The sequence below is a fragment of the Nocardiopsis gilva YIM 90087 genome, assembly GCF_002263495.1.
In the GTDB taxonomy this organism is placed as follows: domain Bacteria; phylum Actinomycetota; class Actinomycetes; order Streptosporangiales; family Streptosporangiaceae; genus Nocardiopsis_C; species Nocardiopsis_C gilva.
In genome coordinates this window covers 5,918,555-5,944,577 of record NZ_CP022753.1, presented here as the reverse complement: position 1 = coordinate 5,944,577, position 26,023 = coordinate 5,918,555, and the positions used below count along the sequence as shown (strand labels likewise).

The window sequence follows — 26,023 nt, the reverse complement described above, 5'->3', positions numbered from 1 at the left end:
TGCGGAGCGCGATCGCGGTGAACGAGAAACGAGGCAGACATGACCCGACACACGCCACCAGCGGCCGTCACGGCCACCGGACTGCGCAAGTCCTTCGGCGACCACGTCGTGCTGGACGGCATCGACCTGGACATCCCCGCTGGGACGATCTTCTCGCTGCTCGGACCCAACGGCGCTGGCAAGACCACCATGGTGAAGATCCTGTCGACACTGATTGCCGCTGACAGCGGCCAGGCGCGGATCTGCGGTCACGACCTGGCCCAGGAGCCCGACGCGGTCCGCGCCGCGATCGGCGTCACCGGCCAATATTCGGCGGTGGACGGCCTCCTCACCGGAGAGGAGAACCTGCTGCTGATGGCGAACCTGCACCGCCTGGGCCGCCGCCGCGCCCGGCAGCGCGCCGCCGAGCTGCTGGAGCGGTTCGACCTGGCCGACGCCGCCGGGAAGCCCGCCGCCACCTACTCCGGGGGGATGCGCCGTCGGCTCGACCTCGCGATGACCCTGGTCGGCGAGCCCCGCCTCATCTTCCTCGACGAGCCCACCACCGGCCTGGACCCGCGCAGCCGCCGCGGCATGTGGGAGATCATCCGCGACCTTGTCGCCGGCGGGGTCACCGTCTTCCTCACCACGCAGTACCTGGAGGAGGCCGACCAGCTCGCCGACCGCATCGCCGTCCTCGACCACGGCACCCTCGTGGCCGAAGGCACGGCGGCGGAGCTCAAGCGCCGCATCCCCGGCGGTCATATCCGCCTGCACTTCGCCGCGGCCGACCACCTGGAGTCGGCGGCCCGCACGCTCGGCGGGACGCGTGACGACGACGGCCTGACGCTCGATGTCCCCGGCGACAGCGGAGTCGCGTCGCTGCGGGCGCTCCTCGACCGGGTCGACGGCGCGTCCCTCGAGGTCGAGGAGTTGTCGGTGCACACCCCCGACCTCGACGACGTGTTCCTCTCCCTCACCGGCCATGCCGGCACGGACGACAACGCACGGAAGGCGGTCTCACGATGACCACCCTCACGCGCGCCACCGGTGACTCGGCCACCATGCTCGGCCGCCAACTGCGGCACCTGGTGCGCTATCCGTCCATGACGCTGCTGCTCGTCGGCATGCCGATCGTCTTCCTGCTGCTGTTCGTCTACGTCTTCGGCGGCACCATGGGAGCGGGACTCGGCGACGCCTCCGGCGGCCGCGCCGAGTACCTCGACTACATCGCCCCCGGAATCATGCTGATGGCCGTGGCCTCCGCAGCCCAGGGAACCGCCATCTCGGTGGCCATGGACATGACCGAAGGCATCATCGCCCGGTTCCGCACCATGGATATCGCCCGGGTGTCGGTGCTGACCGGCCACGTCCTCGGGACCCTCATCCAGACGCTGCTCAGCGTCGCCATCGTCACCGGAGTGGCGCTGCTCATCGGATTCCGGCCGAGCGCCGGACCCGGCGAGTGGGCCGCGGCCATCGGCCTGCTCGCCCTGGTCACGCTCGCCCTGACCTGGCTGTCGGTGGCGCTCGGCCTGGTCTCCGACAGCGTCGAGACCGCGAGCAACATCCCGATGCCCCTGGTATTCCTGCCCTTCCTCAGCAGCGGCTTCGTGCCCACCGACACCATGCCGACCGGGCTGCGGTGGTTCGCCGAGTACCAGCCCTTCACCCCCATCATCGAGACCCTGCGCGGACTGTTGATGGGCACCGAGATCGGCAACAATGCGGTGATCGCGGTCGCCTGGTGCGTCGCCATCGCACTGGCCTCCTACATCTGGGCGAAGAGGCTCTACAACCGCGACCCTGCGCGATAGCCCGACCAGGCTCCGACAGGGGGTCGTCTGAGCACCGCCGCTTCCTCGCTCGGTGTGAGGTAGCGGCGGTGCGTTCTCGGTGCTGCGGGCCGGGGCCGCTACCCGCGCGGGCGGAGGTGGATGTCGGGGCCGCTGGTGGCCGCTGTTTGGACGTCCGGGAGCAGGCGCATGTCGTGGTCGTAGTCGCCGCCGTCGAGCGTGCGGAAGGGGATCGGCTCGTCGGTGAAGAGGTGGTCGAGGCGGTCGGCGTACTCCAGCTTCGCAGGCTCGAAGCGGTCATCCGGGGCCTCGTTGACGTCGTACATCGCGAACGGTTCGAGCGGAGCCAGGGCGGTGAACCAGAACAGGCCGTGGTGGAGCGGGAACAGGACATCCTTCAGCCGTCCGTGGACGCCCCTGTCGGAGAACGACGGTTCGTGCGCGCCGAACGTCACCGATGCCAGGGCCCGGCGAGGCGCGAGCCCGCCGTTGCTGTAGGGCGGGGGCATCCCGGGGCCGTGGGCGAAACCGTAGGTGAAGACCCGGTCGATCCAGCCCTTGAGGATGCCGGGCACGGAGAACCACCACATCGGGAACTGCAGGATCACCGCGTCGGACCACAGCAGCTTCTCCTGCTCGGCGGTGATGTCAGGGGAGAGCCGCCCCTCCGCCGTGGCCCGCCCTGCGGCGTCCAGCACGTGCAGGCGCTGGTCCGCCGGATGGTCGGGGTAGTCGTCGGCGTCCAGCGTCGCCTTCCACTTCATCGCATACAGGTCGGACGTCCGCACCTCGTGCCCCGCCGCGCGAAGGTGTTCGGCCGCGAAGTCGGCCAGGGCGGCGTTGAGCGAGCGGGGCTCGGGGTGGGCGGTGACGATGAGGACGTTCTTCTGCGGCTGCTGTGCGCTTTCGGTCATGACGCCACCTTCGCCCGACAGCGAGAGGGGAGCCAGTACTCCCTTTGACCGGAGGCAGGCGGATCCTGGTACTGGGAGGGCCACCCATACTGGAGCACATGGACAGCGTGGACCGCACCATCGGACACCGAGACGACAGGGACAGAGGGGACCGCATCGACGGGCTCGGCGACCCGCGCCGGGCGCTCGGCGCCTTCCTGCGTACGCGGCGCGGGCGCGTCGCGCCGGAGGACGTCGGGATCACGGCGAGCCGTCGGCGTCGAGTGCGCGGCTTGCGTCGTGAGGAGCTCGCCCAGCTCGCCGGGATCAGCGTGGACTACTACGTGCGACTCGAACAGGGGCGTGCGGTCCAGCCGTCCGCCGAGGTGCTCGACGCGCTGGCACGGGCGCTCCGCCTGGACACGGCCGAGCGGAGACACCTGCGGACCCTGGCCGGTGCCGGGGGCGGCCCCGCGCCCCGACTCCAGGTCAGCCCCCTGCTACAGCGGGCCCTGGACGCCATGGTCGGGCTTCCGGCCTACGTGACGAACCACTGCCTGGACATGGTGGCCTGGAACGTGCTGGGCGCCGAGCTGATGGGCGGCCTGGGGCACCCCGGTCGCCGCGACCCGAACAACGCCAGGTTCCTCTTCCTCGACCCCGCGTCGCGCGACGTCCTCCCTGAGTGGCAGGAGCGAGCGGCCGAGGCGGTGGGCCTGCTGCGTGTCGCCGCGGGGCGCTACCCCGAGGACGGCTGCCTGGCCGCGCTCATCATGGAGCTGTCAGAGCGCAGCGAGGAGTTCCGCCGCCTATGGGAGACCGGCGAGGTGATGATGTGCGGCGCGGGACGCAAGCGACTGCGGCACCCGGCGATCGGGGAGATCGCCCTGGAGTGCGAGACCCTGCACGTCCCGGAGGCACCCGGCGAGACAGGCCTGGTGGTGCACGTGTTCAGCGCCGAGGAGGGGAGCCGAGAGGCGAAGGCCCTGGCCCGCCTGGCGGCGGAGGCCACCGTGACGTGTGCCGGATGAGGTGTGGAAAGAAGCGGTCGGGCGGCGCCGGGGATCGGCCGCGCAGCCGGGGAGGCTACACGTAGGTGGACGGCGTCGACGCGGCTTGGCAGGTCGGCGGTGCCGCGGGTGACACGTGTGCGTCGGGGGACGGGCAGGATCCTGGTCCGGCTCTTGCGCACCGGGCCCGCCGCCTGGGGAATTCCATACTCGATGTGCTGTGGCCATGGTGCGGCGCAGCTTTCGGGGCACCGTCGTCCAGCCCATCCTCCACCCCGTCGCGAACACGGAAGCGCACATGGACGGGGCCGCTTCGGCGAGCGTTGGGCGGGGATGGTGTCGCTCGATCGGCGGGGATAGCGTCGGGTGGTGTACGGCCACGCGGGGAGAGGAGACGGACCATGGCACGGCTCGCGCGGCTGCTCGGTGCGGCCACGGCGGTGTTCGGTGCGGCCACCGCGGCCCGGCCGGAGATCATTGCGCGTCCACTCGGCCTGACCGAAGAAGACGGCACGGTGCCGCCGCGGACGCGTCTGCTGATCGAGCTCATCGGCTTCCGCGACGTCGCCGTGGGAGCGGGTATGGTCGTCGCGCCGCGTGGTGCTCCGCTGCGGTGGCTGATCGCCGCCCGCGCCGTGTCGGACGCGGGCGACGCGTTCTTCCTGGGCCGGTCCCTGCCGAGCCCAGTGTCCCGGGTGTTGGGCGTGGCGATGGCGGGAGGCTGGGCCGTGCTGTGCGCCGCCAGTGCCGTCACCGCGGGCCGCCCTGAAGCGCCGGTCCGTCGCTCGCGCCGACCCGGTTCCGCTCCGGGCCGATGACACGACGCCGGTGCGCGTCCGGTTCTGGAACAGTGATGGGCCTTCCTCGTCGGCCGGCCCGGGGCTGGCCGACGAGCTCGCCGGGTGCCAGGCGACCCGTGATGATTCCGCGGTGGCACTCAGGCCAGGTCTTTCTTGAGTGCGAGGTGAGGTGCTGAAGCCGAGTCGTCCATGGAAGCGGGGGCGCCGGTCCGGGTGGTGCCGGAGGATTGTGCAACCGCGCGAGCGCGCCTCGCCTTCCGCGCACCCTATGAGTCGACCTCCCCGTCCGATGTTCCTCTCGCTCATGCGCACCCGGACGCCGTCGCTCCGAGCCCGAGTCGCGGAGCGGCGGGACAGCCCGGGGATGAATGTCGGCCGGAGAGTGCCAGAGGTGTCGTCGCCTCGCGCGGCCGCGGCCAGGAAGCGGCGGGGCCGTCGTCAATGGCTGCGAACACTGTGTGGCAGGCGGACAGGTCCTCGGCGTCCTCGCGGAGCCGTTCCAGGGGATCGTCGGCGAGCAAAGCCACGGTCGCCGGAACGCCGCACGACTCGGCACTCCGGATCGCCATTTCCCGTATCGCCGCGTGACGTCTTCGTTCGCGGTCTCGCGCGGCCTCTCCGGGAACGGTCCCCGAGAACCATGGGTCGGACGGCACCGGTCGGAGCGAGGAGAACCTCGCGGCGTCGTCGCCGGTGAGACGGAAAGACGAAAAGTCGACCAGGGCTCGCCCGGCCCACTCTCGGGCCGTTCACGCACCTAGCGACCAAGCAAGGTGGTGCCACACGACCTTTATCCACCGCAGCGTGCGGCTGTCGGCGGCGGGGTGGGCCGCACCGTCGGCGCATCGCCACCGTGAACGGTGTGCCCCGCGCCGGAGCGCGTCCCGATGGGTAGGCGGCGCCCGCATGGATCATGTAGGCCGCATCCGCTGGCCCAATCCCCCGCAGGGAGCGCGGGGCGCTTCGACCGCTCACGTGTTTCTGTGCCAGGACACGAGGTGCCCGGCCTCGGCCGGTCGACCGGGGCCGGGCACAGGGCGGCACGAGGGGTCCCCCATCCCCAAGGTGCCGCTTTCCAGGGTGGCTTCGTGTGTCGGTCAGGCCGGTCGGTGTCTTGGATGGCGAGGCGGGGCGGCCATGGAGAGCCGAACCACAGTTGGCAGGCGGTCGAGCTCCAGGGCGGTGCGCATGTCGTGCAGCGCCTCGGCGCGGAGGCGCCGCCACACGTTCTCGACGTCGGTGTCCTCGTCCACCGTGGCGTCGAGGCGCAGGTGCGGCCGCTGGGCCGACTCCGTCACGGCGGCGTGGGCGCGGCGCACGCCCGGGATGTCGAGGACCTGTCGTTCGAAGGCCGTCCGCGCTGCCTTGGAGCTGAGCTCGGTGCGGCCTCGGGCGTCGTGGTCACCGAGCGCGATCCGCCCGACCGCGTCGGTGCGCAGCTGGACCAGCAGCCAGCGCAGTGCCAGCAGCGCCACCAGGACCAGCAGGGCGGCGACCGCCCACGGCAGCCAGGCCCCTGCTTGTTCGATGAGCTCCGGCGTACCGGCGATCTCCACCTCGGCGACCCGTCCGCCGAGCAGCCCCCGGCCCGCGGCGAGTGACGCCGTTCCGCCGCCGAGCAGCAGCACGCCCAGGAGGGCCAGCCCCCACCGGTTGCCGCGCGCCGAGCGGCGCGCCCTGTTCCTCTCGCCCACTGTCCTCGCCCTCTTCACGCCTCTGCGCCGTCATCCCAGCGCGTGTTTATGGCTTCGTCCGCCGCACGGTGGTGGTCACCCTGTAGGAGCGCAGCGGAGCGATGTCCGCCAGGCGCTCCTCCACTGTGGCGGTGACCGCCGCCCGAAGCTCCGCGGTCTCGGCCAGTTCGGTGCGTACGCGCACGCGGATCCGTCGGCGCCGCACCGCCACCTTGGCCGAATCCACCCCGCCGGTGCCCAGCGCCGCCGCGGTCAGCGTCCGTCGGAGGGCGGGCCGGGACAGGCCGACGATGAGATCGGGGTCGCCGGTGTGCAGCGCCGCCCACCGGCCCTCGCCGGGCAGCAGCGCCACCGCGATCAGCAGCAGGCCGATCAGAGCCAGGGCCGCCGAGGCGAACTGCACCTCCGGGGCGTTCCACTGGGCGCCGCCGACCCGCTGGGCCGCCGTGCCGATGAACGGGATGCCCAGCGGCACACCGGCCAGCGCGGAGATCACCTCGGCCGCCGCCGTGCCCGCCACAGCGAGCAGCAGCACCGCCGCGATCACCGTCGGCCATATCCGGTACGGCCGGAAGGCGCGCACCGCCACCCGGCGGGCCCGCTCGGCCGTACCCGGGTCCGGCGCGCTCCACTCGGTGTCCGCCGTTGTCGTCATCGGTGCGTCCTCCCCGTCCCGCATGGCATCCGCTCTCGTGGTCCCGATCCGCATCGGTGCGGAACAACTCCGCTCATCTCGGCTGCGCCCGGTCTCCGGCCGCGTCTCCGCGGAGCAGCTCAACGACCTCGATGTCGACGCGGCCCACGCGTATCCCGGTGAGCCGCTCGACCGTGTGCGCGACGTGCTCCCGTACACGTCGGGCGGTCGTCGCGGCGGGGCGCGGATAGCGCACGGCGATGCCCAGCCGGATGGTCGCCGTGCGCTCCGCTTCCCGGCCGCTGAGGCGGACGGTGACCCGGGCGGGCCCCGCTCCGGCTCCGACTAGTCGCCCGAGACCGCCGCTGACCTCGCCGACTCCCGGCACCTCCGCAGCAGCACGTGCGGCGATCTTGGTGACGACCCGTTCGGGAATCGTCGTGCTGCCGTGCCCGTGCGCGGCAGCACCTCCCCGCTGCCGTGGCGGGTGCCCGGGCGCCGTGATCGCCGTCATGCCACCGCCCCCTTTCTCGGGCCTCGCCCGTTCCCTGTCCCTTCGGCGTCCCTGGTGCGTCCCGTGTTCCCGAGGGCGCTACCGACGCCGGAGGAACAGCTCGGACAGGTCGATTTCGCCCTCATAGGCGCGGCCGGCCAAAAAGCCGACCATGCCGAGTACGAGCACCAGCGCGAACGCCCCGAAACCGCCGAACGCGGCCGCCAGTGCCAGTACCGTGCCGTAGGCCAGTCCCACGATGGGCCACATGGCCACCCTCCTCGCTTTTCATCGCAGCCGCCGCGCCCGCTCGCGCCGGGCCGCCCTGCGGCGCAGCGCGAGCAGCACCCACGCGGCGGGCCCTCTCGGCGCCCGGAACGCCCGGATCCCGCCGGGTGCCCGGCCGTCCCCTGATGGCCGGGCACCCGGTTCGCCCAGCGACCGGCGCCATCGCGCCAGGCCCTCGGCGAAAGCCTGCGGATCGCCGCCCCGGTCGGGGTGGTTCTCGCGGACCCAGGCCCGGTAGGCCCCGCGCTGGTCGCGCGGCCGCCCGCGCACCGGATCAACCCCGGTCCGCGACGTCGGCGGCCACGTCCTCGACGGACACGTCCACGCGCCGTCCCGGTGCCATCGGTGCGACCAGCGCGCGGATCTCCTCCGCGACCTCCGGGATCGGCCGGCCGCAGCGCAGCACGACCCCGATCGCGACGGCGTTCTCGCGCACCGACACACCCTCGATCCGGTCTCCCGGGGTAAACGTGGCGGTGGTGCGGAAGGCACCCGCCGACAGGTCGACGACCTCGGAGAGGCCGCGCACCCGGTTGGCGATCTCCCGCGCGATCCGCGCACGGTGGTCCGCGCCGCCCGCTCCGGTCGCCGAGTCCGCGCCTCCCGCCCTGGAGTGCGGGCGGGAGGCGCGGGACTCACTGGACGCGCGGCTCGGATCCACCGTCGTCGACCTCGTCGTCGGGCAGGTAGATGTCGTCAATGGTGATGTTGACCTCGGTGACCTCCAGGCCCGTCATCCGCTCCACGGCGGTGATGACGTTGCGGCGTACCGCCGCCGCCAGGTCGGGGATGGACACCCCGTACTCGATCACCAGATCGATGTCGGCCGCCGTCTGGCGCTCGCCCACCTCCACGGACACTCCACGTGCAGCGGTCCCGGAGGTCGTGGCGCCGGGAATCCGGTCGCGCATGGCCCCGAAAGCCCGGGCGGCGCCGCCGCCCATGCTGTGCACGCCGCCCACCTCCCGCGCGGCCATGCCCGCGATCTTCGCGACGACGTGGTCGGCGATCGAGGTCGTGCCCTTCGCCGTTACCAGCTCACGGGCGTCGGCCCCGGAGGCGTTCTTCTCGCGTGCTTCAGGCACCTTGGGCTCTGCTTTCGAATCGGTCACTGTTCCATCCCCCCGTGCAGTGCATGGCGGCTCAGCGCTTGAAGACGTTCTTGATCTTCTCGGCGGTCTCTCCGGCCTTCTCCTTGACGTCCTCCGCGGCGTCCTCGATCCCGGCCTTGGCCTGGTCGAGCTTGCCCTCGGTCTCCAGCTCGGAGTCCCCCATGGCCTTGCCGGCGGTCTCCTTGGCTTTGCCCTTGGCGTTCTCGAACTCGTTCTCGATGTTGCCCATCGTTCGTTCCCCCTGTTCGTTCGTGTCGCGCTCCGCCCCGTCGGTGCCGGGAGGAGCGATCGCGCTTCCGTGTTACCGGTAGTAGCGCGCACCCCTAAGGACACGCGTGCCCCCCGCATCCTCACGCGGAATCGAATGTGAGCTGGGACACATTCGAGGCGGCCGACACCCCCGTCGGATTATCACAGACCGTGTATACAGAAATACTATGCGTAATATGGCTGGGTGGCTGCGGACGCAGGCGGATGAATGGCAAATACCCCGTATTGTGACGACACGGCGCTGGTCAAGCGCGCCCGGGACGGCGACGCCGCGGCGTTCGAGGTGCTGGTTCGGCGGCATCAGGACACCGTGTACCGGATCGCCTTGCGCGTCCTGAACGATCCGGCGGACGCCGCGGACGCGTCGCAGGAGGCGCTCGTCGCGGCATGGCGCCGCCTCCCCGACCTGGACGATCCAGCGACATTCCGGGCGTGGCTCTACCGCATCGTCACGCGCCGCGCTCTGAATACGGCGCGAGCGCGCACCCCTGAGTCGCCGAGCGACCTCCTGGAAGGCGAGCGGACCGGCCGCGGCGCCGGGCCCGAACACCACACGGTCGCCAGCGGCCTGCGCGATGCCCTCGCCCAGGCCCTCCTCGACCTTCCGCCGCAGCAGCGCGTCTGCTGGATCCTGTACGAGATGGAGCAGATGACCTACGGCGAGATCGCTGAGACCGTCGGTGTGACGACGGACGCCGTCCGCGGCCGCATCCACCGTGCCCGATCCCACCTCGTGGAGGCGCTGAAGCCATGGCGATAGAGCACACCGACTATGAACGGCTGCCGTGCGGCTCCGACATCGACACGGTTCTGGCGCACGAGCGCGACGGCGAGCCGACCGAGCATGAACTGCGGTGCCCGCACTGCCGCGCGGCGGTCGAGGAGCACGGCGTGCTGCTCGCCGCCCGGTCCGAGCTCGCCGCGGAGCGCGTGGTGGCTCCACCGCACCTACTCGACGACGTGATGCGGCTGGTCCGCGCCGACCCGAGGTCGCGCCGAGCCCTGCGGGTGCCTGGAGAGGAGGAGGGGGTGACCCGGGTCAGGCGCTCGGCTGCGGCCGCCGTGCTGCGCACGGCGGCAGAGGACGTCCCCGGTGTGGCCGACGCCCGCGTCGCGGAGCTCATCGAGGGCGAGGACGGGATCGAAATCGAGTTGCGCGTACGGCTGCACGTGGGCACTCCTGTCCCGCGGGTGGACGCCGCTCTGCGCACGCGGGTGGCCGAGGTCGTCCGCGACCAGCTCGGCTGGAGGACCGCCCGGTTGGACATCTCCGTGCTCGACGTCGAAGACGGACGCTGACGGAAATCCGGTACGCGCGCGGCCATTCCGACGCGCGGAAGGGTGCGCTACGTGGAAACAGCGTCTGACGCGCGATGGGACCGCCGCGATGGTGGAAAGGGATCACCGGGCTCGCTGCGGTGGTCCATCGCGCGGATCCGGAGGACAAGGCCGACCTCTACGCGAAGATGGGGCTGTACCTCGAATACCACCCGGAAACACGAATCGTGGAGGCACGGATCAAACCGCGCCTCCACGACGTGTGCGAATCGAAAGTGTCCGAGGGGGGACTTGAACCCCCATGCCCTTAACGGGCACTAGCACCTCAAGCTAGCGCGTCTACCTATTCCGCCACCCGGACAGTGCTGTCAGGCGCTTCCCGCGCCGGACATGGTTAACCATAGCAAAGGTCTGGGGTCCGACGTACACGGAAAACCTTGGGGCGGGACCATGGGAGGGTCGGTTGACGGATGCGACGATCCCGAAGGGAGCTGGTGGACGTGGTGGGAGAGACGGAGGGCATGAGTCCGGCCGAGGGTGAGGTTGTCGACCTGTGCCGGGAGCTCATCGCCATCGACACCTCTAACTACGGGGATCACTCCGGTCCCGGGGAGCGGGTGGCGGCGGAGTATGTGGCCGAGAAGCTCGATGAGGTCGGGGTCGAGTCCACGATCTATGAGAAGCATCCAGGGCGGAGCAGCGTCGTGGCGCGGATCACCGGGGCCGACTCCAGTCGGCCGCCGTTGTTGATCCATGGGCACCTGGATGTGGTCCCCGCCGATGCCGACGACTGGACGCATCACCCCTTCTCCGGGGAGATCGCCGACGGCTGTGTCTGGGGCCGCGGTGCGGTCGACATGAAGGACATGGACGCGATGGTGCTGTCCGTGCTGCGGCAGCGCATGCGCGAGGGGCGGATTCCGCCGCGGGACATCGTGCTCGCGTTCCTGGCCGATGAGGAGGCCGGGGGGTCGTGGGGTGCGCAGTGGCTGGTGGATGAGCACCCCGGCCTGTTCGCCGACTGCAGCGACGCGATCAGTGAGGTCGGGGGATTCAGTCTCACCGTTGCTGACGACCGGCGGCTGTACCTGATCGAGACCGCGGAGAAGGGCATCGCGTGGATGCGCCTGACCGCGCGCGGCACGGCCGGTCATGGGTCGATGGTCAATGACGACAACGCCGTCACGGAGATCGCCGCCGCCGTCGCGCGGCTGGGGCAGCACGAGTTCCCGATTCGGTTGACGAAGACCGTTCGCACCTTCCTCGAGGAGGTGTGCGAGGAGTTCGGTATCGAGTTCGACGAGAACGACGTCGAGGGAACCCTCGCCCGTCTCGGTCCCCTCGCCACCATGATCGGCGCCACGATCCGCAACACCCTCAACCCGACTGTTCTCAGCGGGGGGTACAAGGCCAATGTCATTCCGGGCACCGCCACGGCGGAGGTGGACGGACGTTTTCTGCCCGGTATGGAGGACGAGTACTTCGCCGAGATCGACCGGCTTCTCGGCCCGAAGGTGCAGCGCGAGTTCATCCATCACCTCCCCGCCGTGGAGACCGAGTTCGAGGGCGGCATCGTGAGCGCGATGGCCGACTCGCTGCTCGCCGAAGACCCGGGCGCCAAGGCGGTCCCCTACTGCATGTCCGGCGGCACCGACGCGAAGAGCTTCCAGCGGCTCGGTATCCGCAACTACGGGTTCGCCCCCCTGAAGCTGCCCCCCGAGCTCAACTTCGCCGGGATGTTCCACGGGGTCGACGAGCGTGTGCCGGTTGACGCGCTGCGTTTCGGCGTGCGGGTGCTGGATCGGTTCATCGAGGCGAGTTGACGCGAGGGCGACGGCGGCCCTGGCCGCTGATCGCCGCTGCGTCAGACCGTGATCGACCGCCGATTCCGGTCGCACAGCGGGCGTAGTCGGACACAGGGGCACGCCGGTGAAAAAATCCGGCGTGTCTCTCGCTCTGCGCGCCGATTGTTGCCCGTCGTGATGTTACGGTTACTCTCAGTTTCGAGAGATGGGTTGGCAGTAGCAACGTCCCACCCGTCACGGGTCGTCGCACGAAGGAGCATGCATGGTGCTCGCGGACTGGAGACGGCGGGGTGTCCCCGCCTGTTCGGTCTGCCCGTGGCTGGGGCGGACCCTGGTCCGCCTGGGCGCCGTCGCCGGTATCGCCGCCGCCGGTTGGCTGCTGGCGGGAAGCACCGCCTCCTACGCCGATGAGGCCCACTCCGAGAACCTCCACGAGATGGGGCGGCACCTCGCCGCCGACGTCGCGGGCTCCGCCGAGCGCACCGCCCAGGACGGAAAGAAGAGCGGGGCTTCTGCGACCGCCGACGTCACACGCGACGTCCTGCCGGTCGACCTTTCGCTCGAATCCACCACGGCGGCTCTCTCCGCCCCGGTCAACTCGACGACCGAGACCGCCGGTACCACCACCCGCACGGTGGTCAAGGGCGCGGCCCGCGAGACCGGCGGTGTCCTGAGCGGAACCGTTCGCACCGGGCAGAAGCTCACGGGGTACGCGGACTCGTCGCTGCGTCGCTCCTCGTCGTCGCTGACCACGACCGTTTCCAAGAGCTTGACCGGTAAAGACGGGCTCGTCGGTGAGAACGGACTCGTGGGCGAGGAAGGGCTGGTCGGGAAGAAGGGTTTGGCCGAGACCACCGGGCACCTGACGAGCCAGCTCGGCAAGACCATCGGTGGCGCTCCACGCGCCGGCGACCTGCCGCTCCTGTCCGACGGCAATGCGCCCACACCCCGCTCAACGGGTCTCGCACCGGGTTCTGCCCCGGACAACGGAAACGACGCCCCGCTCGCCGAAGACGAGCGTGGTCGCAAGCGGGAGCACGCCGACGTTGGCGCCACGCACCCGCTGCTCACCCGGCACGCGACGGCCGACGCGGCGGAGCACGTCGCGACGTTCGCCGCCGAAGCGCCGGGCGCGACCGGCGTGCACGACAGGGACGCCGAGGACACGGAGAACGACGGCCACGTCTGGCACGGCGGTGTCTCCGACTCCACGTCCACCTCCGCCGGGTCCGCGTCCTCCTCGTCGTGGACGCCGACCCCGGCAACGCCCGGCTTCCTGATGAACCGCGCCGACGTGCTGCGCGTTCCCACCCAGCGCGTCGCGCTGCCGGGCGACCCGACGCTGGTCGCGCGCGAAATCGCCGACGACCCGTCGTTCTCCCCCGACTAGTAGGTCCTTTTCGAGGGGCGGTCCGGACCCGCCGGACCCGGCCTGCGGCCGTTCACCGTGCCCGCACCAGCCGCCGTCCGCGTTTGCGTCGACTTCGTCCTTCTTTCTCCGCGCCGTAGCGATCGCGCCATCGCGTGCCCGTGCTGCCTGCGTTGTGAGCAGGGCCGGTGCCGATGCGGCTGTTGTGCGCGGCTGTCCCGTAGGGGTTTCCCTGTCCCGTGATGACGTGCATCCGCTTGATGTTGAGGAGTGCTGATGCTGACTGCCGATGACCGACGCGGGTGCGATCCGGCCCGGCGGCCCGTGCCACCCGGGTTACGCCCCCGCCCGCTGGTCGGTGTCCCGAGCTCGGATGACCGGGAGGTTGACGCGAGTCCCGCGGCCGCGGCCACGTTCGCGGGGTTCACCTCAGCCTCCGCTCAGCCAGAGCGGAGCCGACCGGGCGCACACACGCAGGTTCGTGAACACCGCGAAGGCGTCGCGCGCCCCTCGTCCGGGCGAAGGTGTACCTGCCAGGTACGCCGCCCCCGGGCCACACACCAGGCCACGGCGGCCGTGCTCCAAGCCAGGGGCCGACGGACTCCGAGGTCGACGGGTTCCAACTGAACACTCCATCGAATCAACGTTCATCGGTTTCGAAAGGACAACCCATATGCGTAGGTGGATTCGTACATCCGCCAAGACCATGCTCCTCGTCGCGGGCTTCGCGGCGATGGGGACGGGCGTCTCCTTCGCCGGAAGCGACCCCGTCACCTCCGGCGACGGTGCTGTGCGGAGCGACAGTCAGGTCCTTGGCGACCAGGCGCCCGGTCTCGCGGCCACCGACGAGACCACGTCTGAGGCCACGTCGGTCGACGAGCCCACGCCGACCACGGAGAACACGCAGGTCAAGGGGGCCACTCCGGTCGAGGGCGCCGCCCCCGAAGGCGGCGTCGCGTCGGAGCAGGGCACGGGTTCGGCACCGGCCCCGCCCCAGTCCCGGCCCGTCGGCCCGCTCGGTGAGCTGGCCAGCGCCTTCGGCCTCGAACTGGGGTTGTAAGCGACTCTCCCGGCGCGCTGCGGCGCGTTCGAGGAGGAAAGACCGGCGTGCGGTAGTCATCACCCGTCCTCCTGTCCCGTGAATGATGCGGTGGACAGGCAGGGGGACCGGGAGTGGCGACCGCGAGTCGGAGCGGCCGTTCTGCTGTTCCGTGAATGATGCGGTGGACAAGCAGGAGAACCGGGCGCGACGGCCGCCGAGTCGAGGCGGCCGCCTCCCTGTTTCCGTACGTGATGCGGTGGACAAGCGGGGAGGCGGGCGTGACGACCGCAACGTCGAAGCGGCGAGTCGTCCTGGAATATCCGGGGGGACTCGCCGCTTGCTGTGGACGAAGACCGACACCGACCGACAACCACCGGCGCCGATCCGCGACGGCCGAACAAGGGCCGAACGACGGTCAGACAGGGCCGCAGGGGGGACAAGGGCTGAGAGGCAGTCTGCTCCGACGCGTGACACCACGGCGATACGTGGGTGGCGCGCGCCCTCGTTCCATGTCCGTCACGCCAGGTGTGATGGGAATCACATCGTGCGGATCTGTCGAATGATCCGGCGGCGTAACGTGATGCGCCTGCTGCCGTCGGAATGCAGCCGCACCCGGGCCAGCTCCCAGCGTCCGTATTCCGCGCACTCGGCAAGCGCCTGCCGGGCCGCGCTGCGTGATGTACCTCGCGAGAAGCGGAGTTCGCGGTATTCGTACTCGAGCATTGCGCTTATTCTGCGGCTCCCGGCCGGGTTCGTGCCATAGCGTTCGTACCCGTGGATGACCGGGACGCCGATTTCTGGGGAACGATCCGTGTCGACACGGAACCGCACGGTCACGTCGCCTCGGGAAGCGATCCTTGCAGCCGTCGGTTACCGTCGGTGGCTGGGAACCGATGGCTCGCGGTCCGATTCGAACAGCGATCGCATATGACAGCGCAAGGCTAGATGTAGGGGAAAAGCGTGCCACCCACGAAGGGCAGCGCCGGTAAGAACGGCTCGAAGGACACTGGACGCCAAGGAGGCGGCAACCGGCTCGTCATCGTCGAGTCGCCGGCCAAGGCCAAGACCATCGCCGGTTATCTGGGCCCGGGGTACGTCGTCGAGTCCAGCATCGGCCACATCCGCGACCTGCCGACCAAGGCGGCCGAGATCCCGGCCCGCTACAAGGGTGAGCCGTGGGCCAAGCTCGGGGTGAACGTCGACCACGAGTTCGAGCCCCTCTACGTTGTGCACGCGGAGAAGAAGTCGCATGTCAAGCGGCTCAAGGAGCTGGTGGCCGAGGCCGACGAGCTCCTCCTCGCCACAGATGAGGACCGCGAGGGCGAGGCCATCGCCTGGCACCTGCTCGAAGAGCTCAAGCCGAAGATCCCGGTCAAGCGCATGGTGTTCAACGAGATCACCCGCGACGCCATCCGCAACGCCGCCGAGAACACCCGCGACCTCAACCTGCGCCTCGTCGACGCCCAGGAGACCCGCCGCATCCTCGACCGCCTCTACGGCTACGAGGTCTCCCCGGTGCTGTGGAAGAAGGTCATGCCGAAGCTGTCGGCGGGCCGCGTGCAGTCGGTGGCCACCCGTCTGGTGGTCGAGCGCGAGCGTGAGCGCATCGCCTTCACCTCGGCCGAGTATTGGGGCCTGAAGTCGGTCTTCGACGCCGTGGACGCCGTTGGGGGTGTCGACCCCTCGACTTTCACCGCCAACCTCGTGTCAGTCGACGGCGCCCGTGTGGCGCAGGGCCGCGACTTCACGTCGCGGGGCGAGCTGCGCTCGTCCAAGGGCATCCTCCACCTAGACGAGGAGGCCGCCCGGGGCCTGGCCGAGCGCCTGGTCAGCGCCGAATTCTCGGTCGGTTCCGTGGAGCGCAAGCCCTACAAGCGCTCGCCCTACGCCCCGTTCCGCACCACCACCATGCAGCAGGAGGCCTCGCGCAAGCTCGGCTTCTCCTCGAAGCAGACGATGCAGGTGGCCCAGCGCCTGTACGAGAACGGGTTCATCACCTACATGCGTACCGACAGCACCACGCTGTCGGACAGCGCCATCGCCGCCGCCCGCGACCAGGTCACCCGGTTGTACGGCGCCGACTACCTGCCGCCCAAGCCCCGCCTGTACGCGGGCAAGGTGAAGAACGCCCAGGAGGCGCACGAGGCCATCCGCCCCGCGGGGGACAGCTTCCGCACCCCTGCCGAGACCGGCCTGACCGGCGCGGAGTTCCGGCTTTACGAGCTCATCTGGAAGCGCACCGTCGCCTCCCAGATGAAGGACGCCGTCGGCGAGTCCGTGACCGTGAAGATCCACGGCACCTCCACCTCGGGTGAGCAGGCCGAGTTCAGCGCCACCGGCAAGATCATCACCTTCCACGGCTTCCTCAAGGCCTACGTCGAGGGTGCCGACGACCCCAACGCCGAGCTGGACGACCGCGAGCGGCGCCTCCCGCCGGTCGACGAGGGCGACCCGCTCAAGGCGCTGAGCATCGAGGCCGAGGGGCACACGACCCGACCGCCGGCGCGCTACACCGAGGCCACCCTGATCAAGGAGCTGGAGGAGCGCGAGATCGGCCGCCCCTCCACCTACACCCCCACCATCGGCACCATCCTCGACCGCGGATACGTGTTCAAGAAGGGCTCGGCCCTGGTGCCGTCCTTCCTGGCGTTCGCCGTGGTGCAGCTGCTGGAGCGGCACTTCGGCAACCTGGTCGACTACGAGTTCACCGCCCGCATGGAGGACGCGCTGGACGCCATCGCTCGAGGCGAGGCCGAGCGCGTGCCCTGGCTGCGCCGGTTCTACTTCGGCGAGGAGCAGGAGACCGGGCTGAAGGAGCTGGTCGGCGACCAGCTCGGGGAGATCGACCCCAAGGAGGTCAGCTCCTTCCCGCTGCCCGACAGCGACATCGTGATGCGCGTCGGTCGCTACGGCCCCTACATGGAGTGGGACGGGCGGCGCGTCAACGTCCCCGAGGACATGGCGCCGGACGAGCTCACCAAGGAGAAGGCCGAGGAGCTGTTCGCCCAGCCCAGCGGCGACCGCGAGCTCGGCACCGACCCGGAGACCGGGCGCATGATCGTCGCCAAGAGCGGGCGCTTCGGGCCGTACGTGACCGAGGTCCTGGAAGAGCCGGAGCCCGCCGCCGAGGGTGAGACCAAGCCCAAGAGCAAGGCGAAGTCCAAGGCCTCGGCCCCCAAGCCGCGCACGTCCTCGCTGTTCAAGTCGATGTCGCTGGAGACCGTCACCCTGGAGGACGCGCTGCGGCTGCTGTCGCTGCCGCGCGTGGTCGGCGAGATCGACGATGAGCAGGTCACCGTGCAGAACGGCCGGTTCGGCCCGTACCTGAAGAAGGGTACCGACAGCCGCTCCCTGGAGACCGAGGACCAGATCTTCACGGTCACCATCGAGAAGGCCAAGGAGCTGTTCGCCCAGCCGAAGCAGCGGGGCCGCCGCGCTGCCGCCGCCCCGCCGCTGCGGGAGCTCGGCGAGGATCCGGACACCGGGAAACCGATGGTGGTCAAGGACGGCCGGTTCGGTCCGTACGTGACCGACGGCGAGACCAACGCCTCCCTGCGGAAGGGCGACGAGGTCGAGTCGATCACCGACGAGCGCGCCGCCGAGCTGCTCGCCGACCGCCGCGCCAAGGCCCCGGCGAAGAAGACCACCGCGAAGAAGAGCACGACGAAGAAGGCGGCGGCCAAGTCGACCGCGAAGTCGACCACCAAGTCGACCACCAAGTCGACCACCAAGAAATCCGCGACCGCCACGAAGACGGCCGCGAAGAAGAGCACCGCGACGAAGAACGGGTCGGCCACGTCGAACAGCGCGGAGTAGATCGCCTCGCGACGGCCGGAATTTCTTCGCTCCGCTTCCTCGAAGCGCTGCCGAGGGAGCCGACATGGTCGAACATGGAGGAGAGACGGGCAACAGGGCGCCCCGCGGGGTAGCCGCCCGAGCCCGCCCGGCAGTACAGTGCCGCGGACAGCCGATCCGGAGGTCCGCGGCATCGTGCGTGCGGCACCCCTGAGCCGTATCCCGGATCGGGTGCCGCGAATCATCCATGCCCCCAGGTCGCGCGGCACATCCGCGTCGGGGCGGCCGCTTGCGCCACCCCGCCTTCCCCGTGCTGGTGCGGCCAGCGCCTGATCATCTGTTCCCGACCGGAAGCGTCGCTACTCTTAATCGTTATGAGCAGATCTGCACCCCCTGGAGCGCCGGACGAGGCGCGCGATGTCCTCAAGATCACGCCGTTCCGCCGGTTGTGGGTCTCGCTTTCGCTGTCCAGCCTCGGCGACTGGCTCGGCCTGCTGGCCCTGATGTCGCTGGCGGCGGCCCTGACCCACGACAGCGGTTCGTTCACGCAGTACGCGGCTGTCAGCGGCGTGGCGGTGCTCAAACTCGCGCCGCCGATCCTGTTCAGCCCGTTCGCCGGGCTGCTGGTCGACCGTGTCGACCGCCGACTCACCATGGTGGTCGGCGACGCGCTGCGCGCCCTCCTCTACATCTCCGTCCCGCTGGTGGGACGGGTCGACTGGCTGCTGGTCGCCGCCTTCCTGACCGCCGTCGTCACGCTGTTCTGGGCGCCGGCCAAGGACGCGCTCGTACCCGACCTGGTTCCCAAGGCCAAGCTGCGGCAGGCCGACCGCATCAGCCTGATCACCGGCTACGGCGCCGCGCCGGCGGCCGCGGTGCTCTTCGCGCTTCTGGCGTCCGTCAGCGTCCTGCTCGCCGGGCTGTTCCCAGCACTGGACACCCCCGCGGCCGACATCGCGCTGTACGCCAACGGTGTCGCCTTCCTCGCCGCGGCCGTCGTCGACTGGCGGCTGCCGGGTGCCACGCCGGGCGCGCCGAGCCAGCGGGCCGGGGCGGGCGGTCCCGCCCCGTCGGGGCTCCCGAGCCGCCGACGACCCCGCAGGCCCGACCGCCCCTCCGGCCGCGGCCATCCCGGCCTCGGGAGACGAGAAGACCGCAGAGATCGCCCCGCTGGGCTCGTCGGATGACGAGCGCACGGAGCAGATCGGCCACCTGGGAGCGGGTGAGGAGACGACCGAGGAGATCCAGCACCTCGGCGCGGGCGAGGAGACCACCGAGCAGGTTCCCCACCTCGGCGCCGGTGACGAGACCACGGAGCGCATCTCGACGTCCGGGACCTCCGAGCTAGCCGCCGGGGGCGATCGGGGCCAGGAGCGGGAGCGGCCGGCTCCGCCGACGCCGTCGGCCGCCCAGGTTCCCCCGGGCCCGTCGGGCGGGCAGCAGGGACAGCCGCCGCGGCAGGGTGCGGCGTCCCCGCGTCCCGCGGTGACCCCCGGACGCGTTCCGGAGAACATGCTCCGCACGTTCTGGGACGGCATGCGCTTCGCCGGGATCACCCCGCTGGTGCGCGGGCTGCTCCTGGGCATGCTCGGCGCCTTCGCGACCAGCGTCGTCGTCATCGGCGTCGGCCGGATCCTCGTGGACCGCCTGGCCGCGGGCAACGCCGGGTTCGGCGTCCTGTTCGCGGCCGTCTCCGCCGGGATGGCGCTGGGCGCCTTCGTCGGCCCCCGCGTGCTGCGCGCCCTCAACCGCCGTCGCCTCTTCGCCCTCAGCGTCGGCGTCTCCGGTGCCGCCCTCCTGCTCACCGGCCTGATTCCGAACATGGTGCTGGCCGCCGTCCTGGCCTCGATCACCGGTGTGGGCGTCGGGATCGCCTGGGTCATCGGCACGGGCCTGCTGGCGCGGGAGATCGAGGGCGACCTCCGTGAGCGCACCCTCGCGTTCCTGCACACCGCCGCCCGGGTGCTGCTGCTGGTCTCGCTCACGGTCGCACCGCTGATCGCCGGGCTCATCGGCGACCACCGCCTCGACGTCCGCGATCTCGGCTACGACGTCCTGGGCGCCGGCGCGGTGCTCGTGCTCGCCGGGTTGACGGCGCTCCTGCTGGCCGTGCTCTCCTACCGTCAGGTGGACGAGGGCTCCGAGGTCTCGCTGTTCGCCGAGCTGATCGCGGTCCTGCGCGGCGTTCCGGTCGGCCCGGAGAAGGAGGACGAGCGGCTCCCGGGCACCTTCATCGTCCTGGAGGGCGGCGAGGGCGCCGGAAAGTCCACGCAGGCGCGCCAGCTGTCGATCTGGCTGCGCGACGAGGGCTTCGAGGTCGTGACGACCCGCGAGCCGGGCTCCACCAAGCTCGGCATGCGGCTGCGTGCGCTCCTGCTCGACAAGGACCAGACGGGCATGTCCCCGCGGGCCGAAGCGCTGCTGTACGGGGCCGACCGCGCCGACCACGTGTCCCAGGTGATCCTCCCGGCCCTGCGCCGCGGGGCGATCGTCATCAGCGACCGCTACGTCGACTCCACGCTCGCCTACCAGGGGGCCGGACGCGAGCTGTCGGTCGGGGAGATCCGCCGGATCAACGAGTGGGCCACCGACGAGCTCGTCCCCGACCTCACCGTCCTGCTCGACGTTCCGCCCGCTTCCGGCCTGGCGCGGCTCGGCGGGACCACCGACCGCATCGAGTCGGAGTCCGAGGACTTCCATGAGCGCGTCCGGGCCGGTTTCCGTCGGCTCGCCGAGGGCGAGCCCGAGCGCTACCTGGTCGTCGACGCCCAGGGAGCGCAGGAGGACATCACCCGGGAGATCCAGCGCCGGGTCCGGCCGATCCTGCCCGACCCCGTCCCGCAGGACGCCGAGGCGATCACGGGGATGATGCCGATCATCAAGGAGTGACCGTGTGCCGGGGTGGGAGCGCGAGGTGAGTGCGCTGACCCCGGCGCCGCGTCAGCCGTTCGGCCCCGGCGCGCACCCGTCGACAGCGGGAGCACGCCGGGGCTTCGTCGTCGGAGCCCTTTACGTGGGTGGCGGCGCCTATGCTGAGGGGCGATGAGTGTCTTCGATGACCTGGTGGGCCAGGACACGGTGATCGAGCAGCTGCGTTCGGCCGTGCACGCGGCGGACGAGCAGCTGGCCGGTGGTGCGGGCGGCGGGATGACGCACGCCTGGCTGTTCACCGGTCCGCCCGGGGCCGGCCGCGCCGACGCCGCGCGCGCGTTCGCCGCCGCGTTGCAGTGCCGCGACGGTGGTTGCGGGCAGTGCGACTCCTGCCACCAGGTCCTCACCGGTACGCACGCCGACGTCCTCTTCATCCGGCCCAGCGGGCTGAGCTTCGGGGTCGCCCAGACCCGCGAGCTGGTGCTGAAGGCGGCGTCAAGCGCGTCCGGGGGCCGCTTCCGGATCGTGCTCTTCGAGGACGCCGACCGCGCGACCGAGGCCGCCTCCAACGCCCTCCTCAAGGCCGTGGAGGAACCCTCCCCGCGGACGGTATGGCTGCTGTGCACGCCCACTGCCGAGGACATGCTGGTCACCATCCGCTCCCGCTGCCGCCTGGTAGCCCTGCGCACGCCCACGACCCAGGCGGTGCTCGACGCGCTGGTCCACCGCGACGGCGTGGACCCGGTCACGGCGGCCGAAGCGGCGCGGGCCTCCGCGGGCCAGATCGAGCGGGCGCGGCGCCTGGCCACCGATGAGGAGGCGCGCCAGCGCCGCTCGGAGGTGCTGGCGATCCCCGCCCGCCTGGACGGGCTGGGCGCCTGCGTGTCCGCCGCCGCACGGCTGTATGAGCTGGCCGAGTCCGAGGCGAAGGCCACCACGAGTGCCCTCGACGAGGCGGAGAAGTCCGACCTCAAGGCGGCCTACGGCGAGGGCGCGACCGGCAAGGGCGTCGCCAAGGCCGTCCGGGGGGCGGCGGGTGCCCTCAAGGACCTGGAGGAACGGCAGAAGCGGCGCGCGACCAGGATCAAGCGCGACACCTATGACGTCGCGCTGATGGACCTGGTCGCCTTCTACCGCGACGTCCTGGCCATGCAGCTGGGCGCGCGGGTGGAGCTGTCGACCGCCAGTCAGCAGACCGACCTGACGCGCGTCGCCCGGGCGTCCTCACCCGAGTCCACCCTGCGCCGGATCGACGCCATCATGGAGTGCCGCGAGCGCATCGGCGCAAACGTGCACCCGCAGATCGCCATGGAGGCGATGACGGCTGCGCTCTACACGGCGTGAGGCCGCCGCGGCAGGCGCCGCCGCACTCGGGGTGACCGCGAGAACACGATCGTGACACCGGAACGCGCCCCGCTGATGTGACCGCGATCATAGGGTGAGCGCGTGGGCATGATGATGGCGGTCAGCTTTGAGCGGTACGGGCGGCTCTACTACCTCGATCCGGGCGATGTGAGCCCGGCGGTGGGTGACAGGGTCCTGGTGCCCACGGACGCCGGTCCCGAGGTGGCCGAGTGCGTCTGGGCGCCGCAGTGGGTGAGCGAGGACGTCGAGGGCTTACCCGTCTGCGCGGGGATCGCGACGGAGGCCGACGTCGCGCGCGACGAACGCAACCGACGCCGCCGGGCGGAGGCACGGGCGGTGGTCAAGCGGGTGCTGCGGGAGCGGCGCCTGCCCATCAAGGTCGTCGGTATCGACTACGCCGACCGCGTCTTCCTGGTGTACTTCACGGCCGCGCGGCGGGTCGACTTCCGCGGCATCCCGCGCGAGCTCTCCCGGAGGCTGGACGCCCGGGTGGAGCTGCGCCAGGTCGGCGCGCGCGACGAGGCGCGGTTGCAGGGCGGCATCGGCTCGTGCGGCCGGGACCTGTGCTGCGCCACCTTCCTCACCGAGTTCGAACCGGTGTCGCTCCGCATGGCCAAGGACCAGGACCTGCCGGTGAACCCCATGCGCATTTCCGGTGCGTGCGGCAGACTGATGTGCTGCTTGAAATTCGAGCATCCGCTCTATGCCGAGTTCCGCGCCGATGCCCCGCGGACGGGCGCCGAGGTGGGCACGCCGGAGGGCGACGGTGTCGTGGTCGGGCACGACCCGCCCGCGGATAGGGTCGTGGTCCGGCTCAACGACGGAGGGCGGCGGTGCGCCTGCGACCGCGCCTCGGTCTGCGGGCCGCGGCAAGCCTACGACCACGCCCGGAATGAACGTGCCGAGGACGAGAACGGAGCCCAGTGATCAGATCCGGTTGGGTCGGCGGCGCCCTCGCGCTGGTCCTGGTGGCGACGGGGTGCACCCCCACCACGCCGGCGGTCGACGGGGACGAGGGCGGGGACAGCGACCGGCTGGCCGCCTTCTACCAGCAGGACATCGACTGGCGGGAGTGCGGCGAGGGCTTCGAGTGCGGCGGCTATGAGGTCCCGCTCGACTACGACGACCCCGGCGGCGAACGGCTGGAGATCGCGGTCAAGCGGCTGCCCGCGTCGGGGTCCGACGTCCTGGGATCACTGGTCGTCAACCCCGGCGGGCCGGGCGGGTCCGGGTACGAGTACGTGGACGCGGCCACCGGCGCGGTCAGCCGGCAGGTCCGGGAGCGCTTCGACGTGGTCGGGTTCGACCCGCGGGGGGTCGGCCGCAGCGCTCCGCTGACCTGCCTGGACTCTGGCGAGCTGGACGAGTTCATCGCCATGGACTACGACAGCGAGGGCGATGGCGCCGACCCCGCCGACGTGTCCGCCGCCGGGCTGAAGGAACTGGAGGCGGAGAACCGCGCGTTCGTCGAGGGCTGCCGGGAGCAGTCCGGCGACCTGATGCTGCACGTGGGGACGGCCAACGTGGCGCGGGACATGGATGTGCTGCGCGCGGTCCTCGGCGACGAGGGCCTCACCTTCCTCGGAAAGTCGTATGGCACCTACATCGGCACGCAGTACGCCGACCTGTTTCCGGAGCGGGTGCGTGCGCTGGTGCTCGACGGAGCGATCGACCCGGCCATGGACCAGCTGGAGCTGAGCGTCCAGCAGGCGCAGGGGTTCGAGACGGCGCTGCGCGCGTTCGTCGCGGACTGCCTCGACACGACGGAGTGCCCACTGGGAGATGAGGACGCGAGCGTGGAGGACGGCGTCGGCAAGCTCGTCGGCCTGATGGAGAAGGCCGGGGAGAAGCCGCTGCGCAACACGACCGGAGACGGCCGCGAGGTGAACCGGACCCGGGCCGAGCTGGGGGTGATGGCCGCCCTGTACAGCGAGAGCTTCTGGCCGCGGGTGCGCTCCGCGCTGGCCGACGCGTTCGAGGGCGACGGCACGGCCCTGCTGATGCTCGGCGACGACCTCTATGAGCGGGCTGACGAGGACTCCTACGAGAACTCCGCCGCCGCGCTCGTGGCGGTGAACTGCTCCGACCACCCCAGCCCGCGCGACATCGGCGCCTATGAGGAGGCGGTGGACCAGGCGGCGGAGGAGGCCCCCGTCTTCGGGCCGTCGCTGACGTGGGGCGCTTTGACGTGCGCCTACTGGCCGGAGGAGGCGGTGGCCGAGCCCGAGCCGATGGACGCGCCCGGGGCGGCGCCGATCCTCGTCATCGGCACCACGCGCGACTCGGCGACCCCGTATGAGTGGGCGGAGCGCCTGGCCAAGGGACTGGAGTCGGGGGTCCTGCTCACCCGGGAGGGCGACGGCCACACCGGCTACCGGAAAGGCAGCCTGTGCGTCGACGACGCCGTGGACGCCTACCTCTTGGAGGGGACACCGCCGGACGACGGCACGGTCTGCACCGAGTGAGGCGCGCGGCCGGGTGCGGCGATGGGGAGCAGAGCCGTGCGAGGGAAATCGTGTACAAGGCAGGTCCCAGAGCACGCTAGACTGGTCCCTGCCTCGCGCGCGATGCCGGGGTTCGGCCGCCTTAGCTCAGTCGGTAGAGCGATTCACTCGTAATGAATAGGTCGTCGGTTCGATTCCGACAGGCGGCTCTCAGGTCAACGGCCCCTTCCGATCTCGGAAGGGGCCGTTTTCGCTTTCGGCACTGCTCGCGGCAGAGGTCGACGCGGCCCTCGGAGTACTCCCGGCGCCGCACGCTCCACGGCACGTCGGTCTCTGCGAATCCGTGCTGGGGACGTGGGCGCCGCGCCATGACAGTCGAACCCGGGCTAGATGATGTGATGTAGCTGGCGCGGCTCTGCGCCGCGGCCTAAGCCGGGGCGGGGGCCGTCAGCGCTCGCTGGAAGCCGCGGACCTCGGTGACGAGCGCGCCGCAGACACCGCCGCTGTCGGGGTCGGGATCGCCGTGCAGCTGGAGGTAGTCGAAGCCGCGGGCGCGGAACTCGTAGGTGACCTCGTGCCAGTAGTTCTGCTTGTCGGGCTCGTCGACGAGGTCGGCGAGTTTTCCGAGGTTGTAGGTGACGCGGGTGGAGACGTCGTCGTTGACCTGGATCCAGAACCGGGCGAGCTTGTTCTCGCAGCTGCCGTAGGCGTTGTGGCCGGCCCGGAGTTTGATCGTGACCCAGTAGCCGGGGAGGGTGAGCAGGTCCTGCTGGATCTCGCCGACCTCGGTGCCGTTGAGGTTGACGGCCTGGGAGCTGTTGCCGGTCTGGGCGTAGGCGGCGCTGACGACATCGATGTTGCCCACGGTCACGGCCCAGCCATAGATGCTGGGGTTGGGGCTGAATGTGTCCCAGTCACCTGTGACGTGCGGGTTGGTGAAGCGGGGGTTGTCGATGTCGATGGGGGTGCCGAGCACCGTGTAGGAGGGGAGGTAGTGGGCGTCGGTCCGGGCCTGCGGGCTTCTGGACAGGTCGATGACGTTCCCGCTCACGGGCATGGATGGTCCTTTCCAGCACATGCGATGC

At 70.9% G+C, this 26,023-nt stretch carries 25 protein-coding genes, 2 tRNA genes and 1 pseudogene; 16 read left to right on the top strand and 12 right to left on the bottom strand.

Going from position 1 to position 26,023, the window contains the following annotated elements; genetic code table 11:
• The first annotated feature begins 39 nt into the window (after window positions 1–39).
• Both CDO52_RS26020 and CDO52_RS26015 read left to right on the top strand, forming a co-directional pair.
• Window positions 40–1,008, top strand: coding sequence for a daunorubicin resistance protein DrrA family ABC transporter ATP-binding protein (locus tag CDO52_RS26020; protein WP_017618493.1), 969 nt, complete (start codon window positions 40–42; stop codon window positions 1,006–1,008).
• Window positions 1,005–1,796 (top strand): ABC transporter permease, encoded by a 792-nt coding sequence (locus CDO52_RS26015; protein WP_017618494.1) that lies wholly within the window; start codon window positions 1,005–1,007, stop codon window positions 1,794–1,796. The genes CDO52_RS26020 and CDO52_RS26015 overlap by 4 nt, the downstream gene beginning before the upstream one ends.
• Window positions 1,797–1,894: 98 nt before the next feature.
• Here the strand turns inward: CDO52_RS26015 and CDO52_RS26010 are convergent, their stop codons facing one another.
• Window positions 1,895–2,689 carry an NAD(P)H-dependent oxidoreductase gene (locus CDO52_RS26010; protein WP_017618495.1) on the bottom strand — a complete coding sequence of 265 codons (795 nt, stop codon included), beginning with the start codon at window positions 2,687–2,689 and terminating at the stop codon, window positions 1,895–1,897.
• 98 nt (window positions 2,690–2,787) lie between these two features.
• Between CDO52_RS26010 and CDO52_RS26005 the strand changes: the two genes are divergently transcribed.
• Complete coding sequence (locus CDO52_RS26005) at window positions 2,788–3,699, top strand: helix-turn-helix transcriptional regulator (RefSeq protein WP_017618496.1); 912 nt, start codon at window positions 2,788–2,790, stop codon at window positions 3,697–3,699.
• A 380-nt stretch (window positions 3,700–4,079) separates the two neighbouring features.
• Entirely contained in the window at window positions 4,080–4,496 is a 417-nt protein-coding gene (locus CDO52_RS26000; protein WP_017618497.1) for a hypothetical protein, read from the top strand.
• A gap of 1,079 nt (window positions 4,497–5,575) precedes the next feature.
• Here CDO52_RS26000 and CDO52_RS25990 read toward each other — a convergent pair.
• From CDO52_RS25990 to CDO52_RS25965, 8 genes are all read right to left on the bottom strand, one after another.
• Window positions 5,576–6,172 carry an alkaline shock response membrane anchor protein AmaP gene (locus tag CDO52_RS25990; RefSeq protein ID WP_017618498.1) on the bottom strand — a complete coding sequence of 199 codons (597 nt, stop codon included), beginning with the start codon at window positions 6,170–6,172 and terminating at the stop codon, window positions 5,576–5,578.
• Window positions 6,173–6,218: 46 nt separating this feature from the next.
• Window positions 6,219–6,827 carry a DUF6286 domain-containing protein gene (locus CDO52_RS25985; protein WP_033300004.1) on the bottom strand — a complete coding sequence of 203 codons (609 nt, stop codon included), beginning with the start codon at window positions 6,825–6,827 and terminating at the stop codon, window positions 6,219–6,221.
• Between the two features lie 73 nt (window positions 6,828–6,900).
• The gene (locus CDO52_RS25980; RefSeq protein ID WP_094932768.1) at window positions 6,901–7,320 is read right to left on the bottom strand and encodes an Asp23/Gls24 family envelope stress response protein; all 420 of its coding nucleotides are present in this window, start codon (window positions 7,318–7,320) and stop codon (window positions 6,901–6,903) included.
• A 78-nt stretch (window positions 7,321–7,398) separates the two neighbouring features.
• Complete coding sequence (locus tag CDO52_RS28385) at window positions 7,399–7,569, bottom strand: hypothetical protein (RefSeq protein WP_017618501.1); 171 nt, start codon at window positions 7,567–7,569, stop codon at window positions 7,399–7,401.
• Between the two features lie 18 nt (window positions 7,570–7,587).
• Complete coding sequence (locus CDO52_RS27875) at window positions 7,588–7,857, bottom strand: hypothetical protein (protein ID WP_152471598.1); 270 nt, start codon at window positions 7,855–7,857, stop codon at window positions 7,588–7,590.
• A gap of 4 nt (window positions 7,858–7,861) precedes the next feature.
• Window positions 7,862–8,248, bottom strand: a complete 387-nt coding sequence (locus CDO52_RS25975; RefSeq protein WP_017618502.1) for a hypothetical protein — start codon at window positions 8,246–8,248, stop codon at window positions 7,862–7,864.
• Entirely contained in the window at window positions 8,223–8,699 is a 477-nt protein-coding gene (locus tag CDO52_RS25970; protein WP_017618503.1) for an Asp23/Gls24 family envelope stress response protein, read from the bottom strand. Before CDO52_RS25970 ends, CDO52_RS25975 begins: the two co-directional genes overlap by 26 nt.
• A 31-nt stretch (window positions 8,700–8,730) precedes the next feature.
• Complete coding sequence (locus CDO52_RS25965; RefSeq protein WP_017618504.1) at window positions 8,731–8,928, bottom strand: CsbD family protein; 198 nt, start codon at window positions 8,926–8,928, stop codon at window positions 8,731–8,733.
• A gap of 249 nt (window positions 8,929–9,177) precedes the next feature.
• Between CDO52_RS25965 and CDO52_RS25960 the strand changes: the two genes are divergently transcribed.
• Together CDO52_RS25960 and CDO52_RS25955 are read left to right on the top strand one after the other, a co-directional pair.
• The gene (locus CDO52_RS25960; RefSeq protein WP_017618505.1) at window positions 9,178–9,729 is read left to right on the top strand and encodes an RNA polymerase sigma factor; all 552 of its coding nucleotides are present in this window, start codon (window positions 9,178–9,180) and stop codon (window positions 9,727–9,729) included.
• Window positions 9,720–10,268: an Asp23/Gls24 family envelope stress response protein gene (locus CDO52_RS25955; protein ID WP_017618506.1), complete on the top strand. Its 549-nt coding sequence runs from the start codon at window positions 9,720–9,722 to the stop codon at window positions 10,266–10,268. The genes CDO52_RS25960 and CDO52_RS25955 overlap by 10 nt, the downstream gene beginning before the upstream one ends.
• Window positions 10,269–10,523: 255 nt before the next feature.
• On the opposite strand, the gene CDO52_RS25945 is transcribed toward CDO52_RS25955, so the two are convergent.
• Window positions 10,524–10,608: transfer RNA gene (locus CDO52_RS25945), tRNA-Leu, on the bottom strand.
• A 109-nt stretch (window positions 10,609–10,717) separates the two neighbouring features.
• Between CDO52_RS25945 and CDO52_RS25940 the strand changes: the two genes are divergently transcribed.
• From CDO52_RS25940 to CDO52_RS25930, 3 genes are all read left to right on the top strand, one after another.
• Window positions 10,718–12,070, top strand: coding sequence for a M20/M25/M40 family metallo-hydrolase (locus tag CDO52_RS25940; RefSeq protein WP_394340769.1), 1,353 nt, complete (start codon window positions 10,718–10,720; stop codon window positions 12,068–12,070).
• A 244-nt stretch (window positions 12,071–12,314) separates the two neighbouring features.
• Window positions 12,315–13,442, top strand: coding sequence for a hypothetical protein (locus CDO52_RS25935; RefSeq protein WP_017618508.1), 1,128 nt, complete (start codon window positions 12,315–12,317; stop codon window positions 13,440–13,442).
• A 652-nt stretch (window positions 13,443–14,094) separates the two neighbouring features.
• Window positions 14,095–14,481 (top strand): hypothetical protein, encoded by a 387-nt coding sequence (locus CDO52_RS25930; RefSeq protein ID WP_152471599.1) that lies wholly within the window; start codon window positions 14,095–14,097, stop codon window positions 14,479–14,481.
• A gap of 519 nt (window positions 14,482–15,000) precedes the next feature.
• Here the strand turns inward: CDO52_RS25930 and CDO52_RS25925 are convergent.
• Window positions 15,001–15,186, bottom strand: a complete 186-nt coding sequence (locus CDO52_RS25925; protein WP_026125768.1) for a DUF5703 family protein — start codon at window positions 15,184–15,186, stop codon at window positions 15,001–15,003.
• Between the two features lie 237 nt (window positions 15,187–15,423).
• Here CDO52_RS25925 and topA point away from each other — a divergent pair, with 237 nt between their 5' ends.
• From topA to CDO52_RS25890, 7 genes and pseudogenes are all read left to right on the top strand, one after another.
• Window positions 15,424–18,279: a type I DNA topoisomerase gene (gene topA / locus CDO52_RS25920; protein ID WP_017618511.1), complete on the top strand. Its 2,856-nt coding sequence runs from the start codon at window positions 15,424–15,426 to the stop codon at window positions 18,277–18,279.
• 353 nt (window positions 18,280–18,632) lie between these two features.
• Window positions 18,633–19,274: pseudogene (locus tag CDO52_RS29710) on the top strand (MFS transporter); the annotation flags it as partial.
• Between the two features lies 1 nt (window position 19,275).
• Window positions 19,276–21,147 carry a dTMP kinase gene (gene tmk / locus CDO52_RS28380; protein ID WP_232524330.1) on the top strand — a complete coding sequence of 624 codons (1,872 nt, stop codon included), beginning with the start codon at window positions 19,276–19,278 and terminating at the stop codon, window positions 21,145–21,147.
• Window positions 21,148–21,300: 153 nt separating this feature from the next.
• Window positions 21,301–22,473: a DNA polymerase III subunit delta' gene (locus CDO52_RS25905; RefSeq protein ID WP_017618513.1), complete on the top strand. Its 1,173-nt coding sequence runs from the start codon at window positions 21,301–21,303 to the stop codon at window positions 22,471–22,473.
• 108 nt (window positions 22,474–22,581) lie between these two features.
• On the top strand, window positions 22,582–23,421 hold the full coding sequence (locus CDO52_RS25900) for a PSP1 domain-containing protein (RefSeq protein ID WP_017618514.1): 840 nt from the start codon (window positions 22,582–22,584) through the stop codon (window positions 23,419–23,421).
• Complete coding sequence (locus CDO52_RS25895; protein WP_017618515.1) at window positions 23,418–24,959, top strand: alpha/beta hydrolase; 1,542 nt, start codon at window positions 23,418–23,420, stop codon at window positions 24,957–24,959. The genes CDO52_RS25900 and CDO52_RS25895 overlap by 4 nt, the downstream gene beginning before the upstream one ends.
• A 115-nt stretch (window positions 24,960–25,074) precedes the next feature.
• Window positions 25,075–25,147 (top strand) — tRNA-Thr (locus CDO52_RS25890).
• A gap of 218 nt (window positions 25,148–25,365) precedes the next feature.
• Here the strand turns inward: CDO52_RS25890 and CDO52_RS25885 are convergent.
• A complete protein-coding gene (locus CDO52_RS25885) occupies window positions 25,366–25,995 on the bottom strand; it encodes a hypothetical protein (RefSeq protein ID WP_017618516.1) in 630 nt (209 codons plus the stop codon).
• Between the last annotated feature and the right edge of the window lie 28 nt (window positions 25,996–26,023).

What these genes read in the sequence shown, in the direction of transcription:
- CDO52_RS26005 (WP_017618496.1), top strand. Translation starts at nt 2,788, where the DNA reads ATGGACAGCGTGGACCGCACCATCGGACACCGAGACGACAGGGACAGA.
- CDO52_RS25900 (WP_017618514.1), top strand. Translation starts at nt 22,582, where the DNA reads ATGATGATGGCGGTCAGCTTTGAGCGGTACGGGCGGCTCTACTACCTC.
- CDO52_RS25955 (WP_017618506.1), top strand. Translation starts at nt 9,720, where the DNA reads ATGGCGATAGAGCACACCGACTATGAACGGCTGCCGTGCGGCTCCGAC.
- CDO52_RS25940 (WP_394340769.1), top strand. Translation starts at nt 10,718, where the DNA reads ATGCGACGATCCCGAAGGGAGCTGGTGGACGTGGTGGGAGAGACGGAG.
- CDO52_RS25885 (WP_017618516.1), bottom strand. Translation starts at nt 25,995, where the DNA reads ATGCCCGTGAGCGGGAACGTCATCGACCTGTCCAGAAGCCCGCAGGCC.
- CDO52_RS25980 (WP_094932768.1), bottom strand. Translation starts at nt 7,320, where the DNA reads ATGACGGCGATCACGGCGCCCGGGCACCCGCCACGGCAGCGGGGAGGT.
- CDO52_RS25960 (WP_017618505.1), top strand. Translation starts at nt 9,178, where the DNA reads ATGGCAAATACCCCGTATTGTGACGACACGGCGCTGGTCAAGCGCGCC.
- CDO52_RS26010 (WP_017618495.1), bottom strand. Translation starts at nt 2,689, where the DNA reads ATGACCGAAAGCGCACAGCAGCCGCAGAAGAACGTCCTCATCGTCACC.
- CDO52_RS25985 (WP_033300004.1), bottom strand. Translation starts at nt 6,827, where the DNA reads ATGACGACAACGGCGGACACCGAGTGGAGCGCGCCGGACCCGGGTACG.
- CDO52_RS26020 (WP_017618493.1), top strand. Translation starts at nt 40, where the DNA reads ATGACCCGACACACGCCACCAGCGGCCGTCACGGCCACCGGACTGCGC.
- CDO52_RS25925 (WP_026125768.1), bottom strand. Translation starts at nt 15,186, where the DNA reads ATGCTCGAGTACGAATACCGCGAACTCCGCTTCTCGCGAGGTACATCA.
- CDO52_RS28385 (WP_017618501.1), bottom strand. Translation starts at nt 7,569, where the DNA reads ATGTGGCCCATCGTGGGACTGGCCTACGGCACGGTACTGGCACTGGCG.
- CDO52_RS25905 (WP_017618513.1), top strand. Translation starts at nt 21,301, where the DNA reads ATGAGTGTCTTCGATGACCTGGTGGGCCAGGACACGGTGATCGAGCAG.
- CDO52_RS25935 (WP_017618508.1), top strand. Translation starts at nt 12,315, where the DNA reads ATGGTGCTCGCGGACTGGAGACGGCGGGGTGTCCCCGCCTGTTCGGTC.
- CDO52_RS26015 (WP_017618494.1), top strand. Translation starts at nt 1,005, where the DNA reads ATGACCACCCTCACGCGCGCCACCGGTGACTCGGCCACCATGCTCGGC.
- CDO52_RS25930 (WP_152471599.1), top strand. Translation starts at nt 14,095, where the DNA reads ATGCGTAGGTGGATTCGTACATCCGCCAAGACCATGCTCCTCGTCGCG.
- CDO52_RS25965 (WP_017618504.1), bottom strand. Translation starts at nt 8,928, where the DNA reads ATGGGCAACATCGAGAACGAGTTCGAGAACGCCAAGGGCAAAGCCAAG.
- CDO52_RS26000 (WP_017618497.1), top strand. Translation starts at nt 4,080, where the DNA reads ATGGCACGGCTCGCGCGGCTGCTCGGTGCGGCCACGGCGGTGTTCGGT.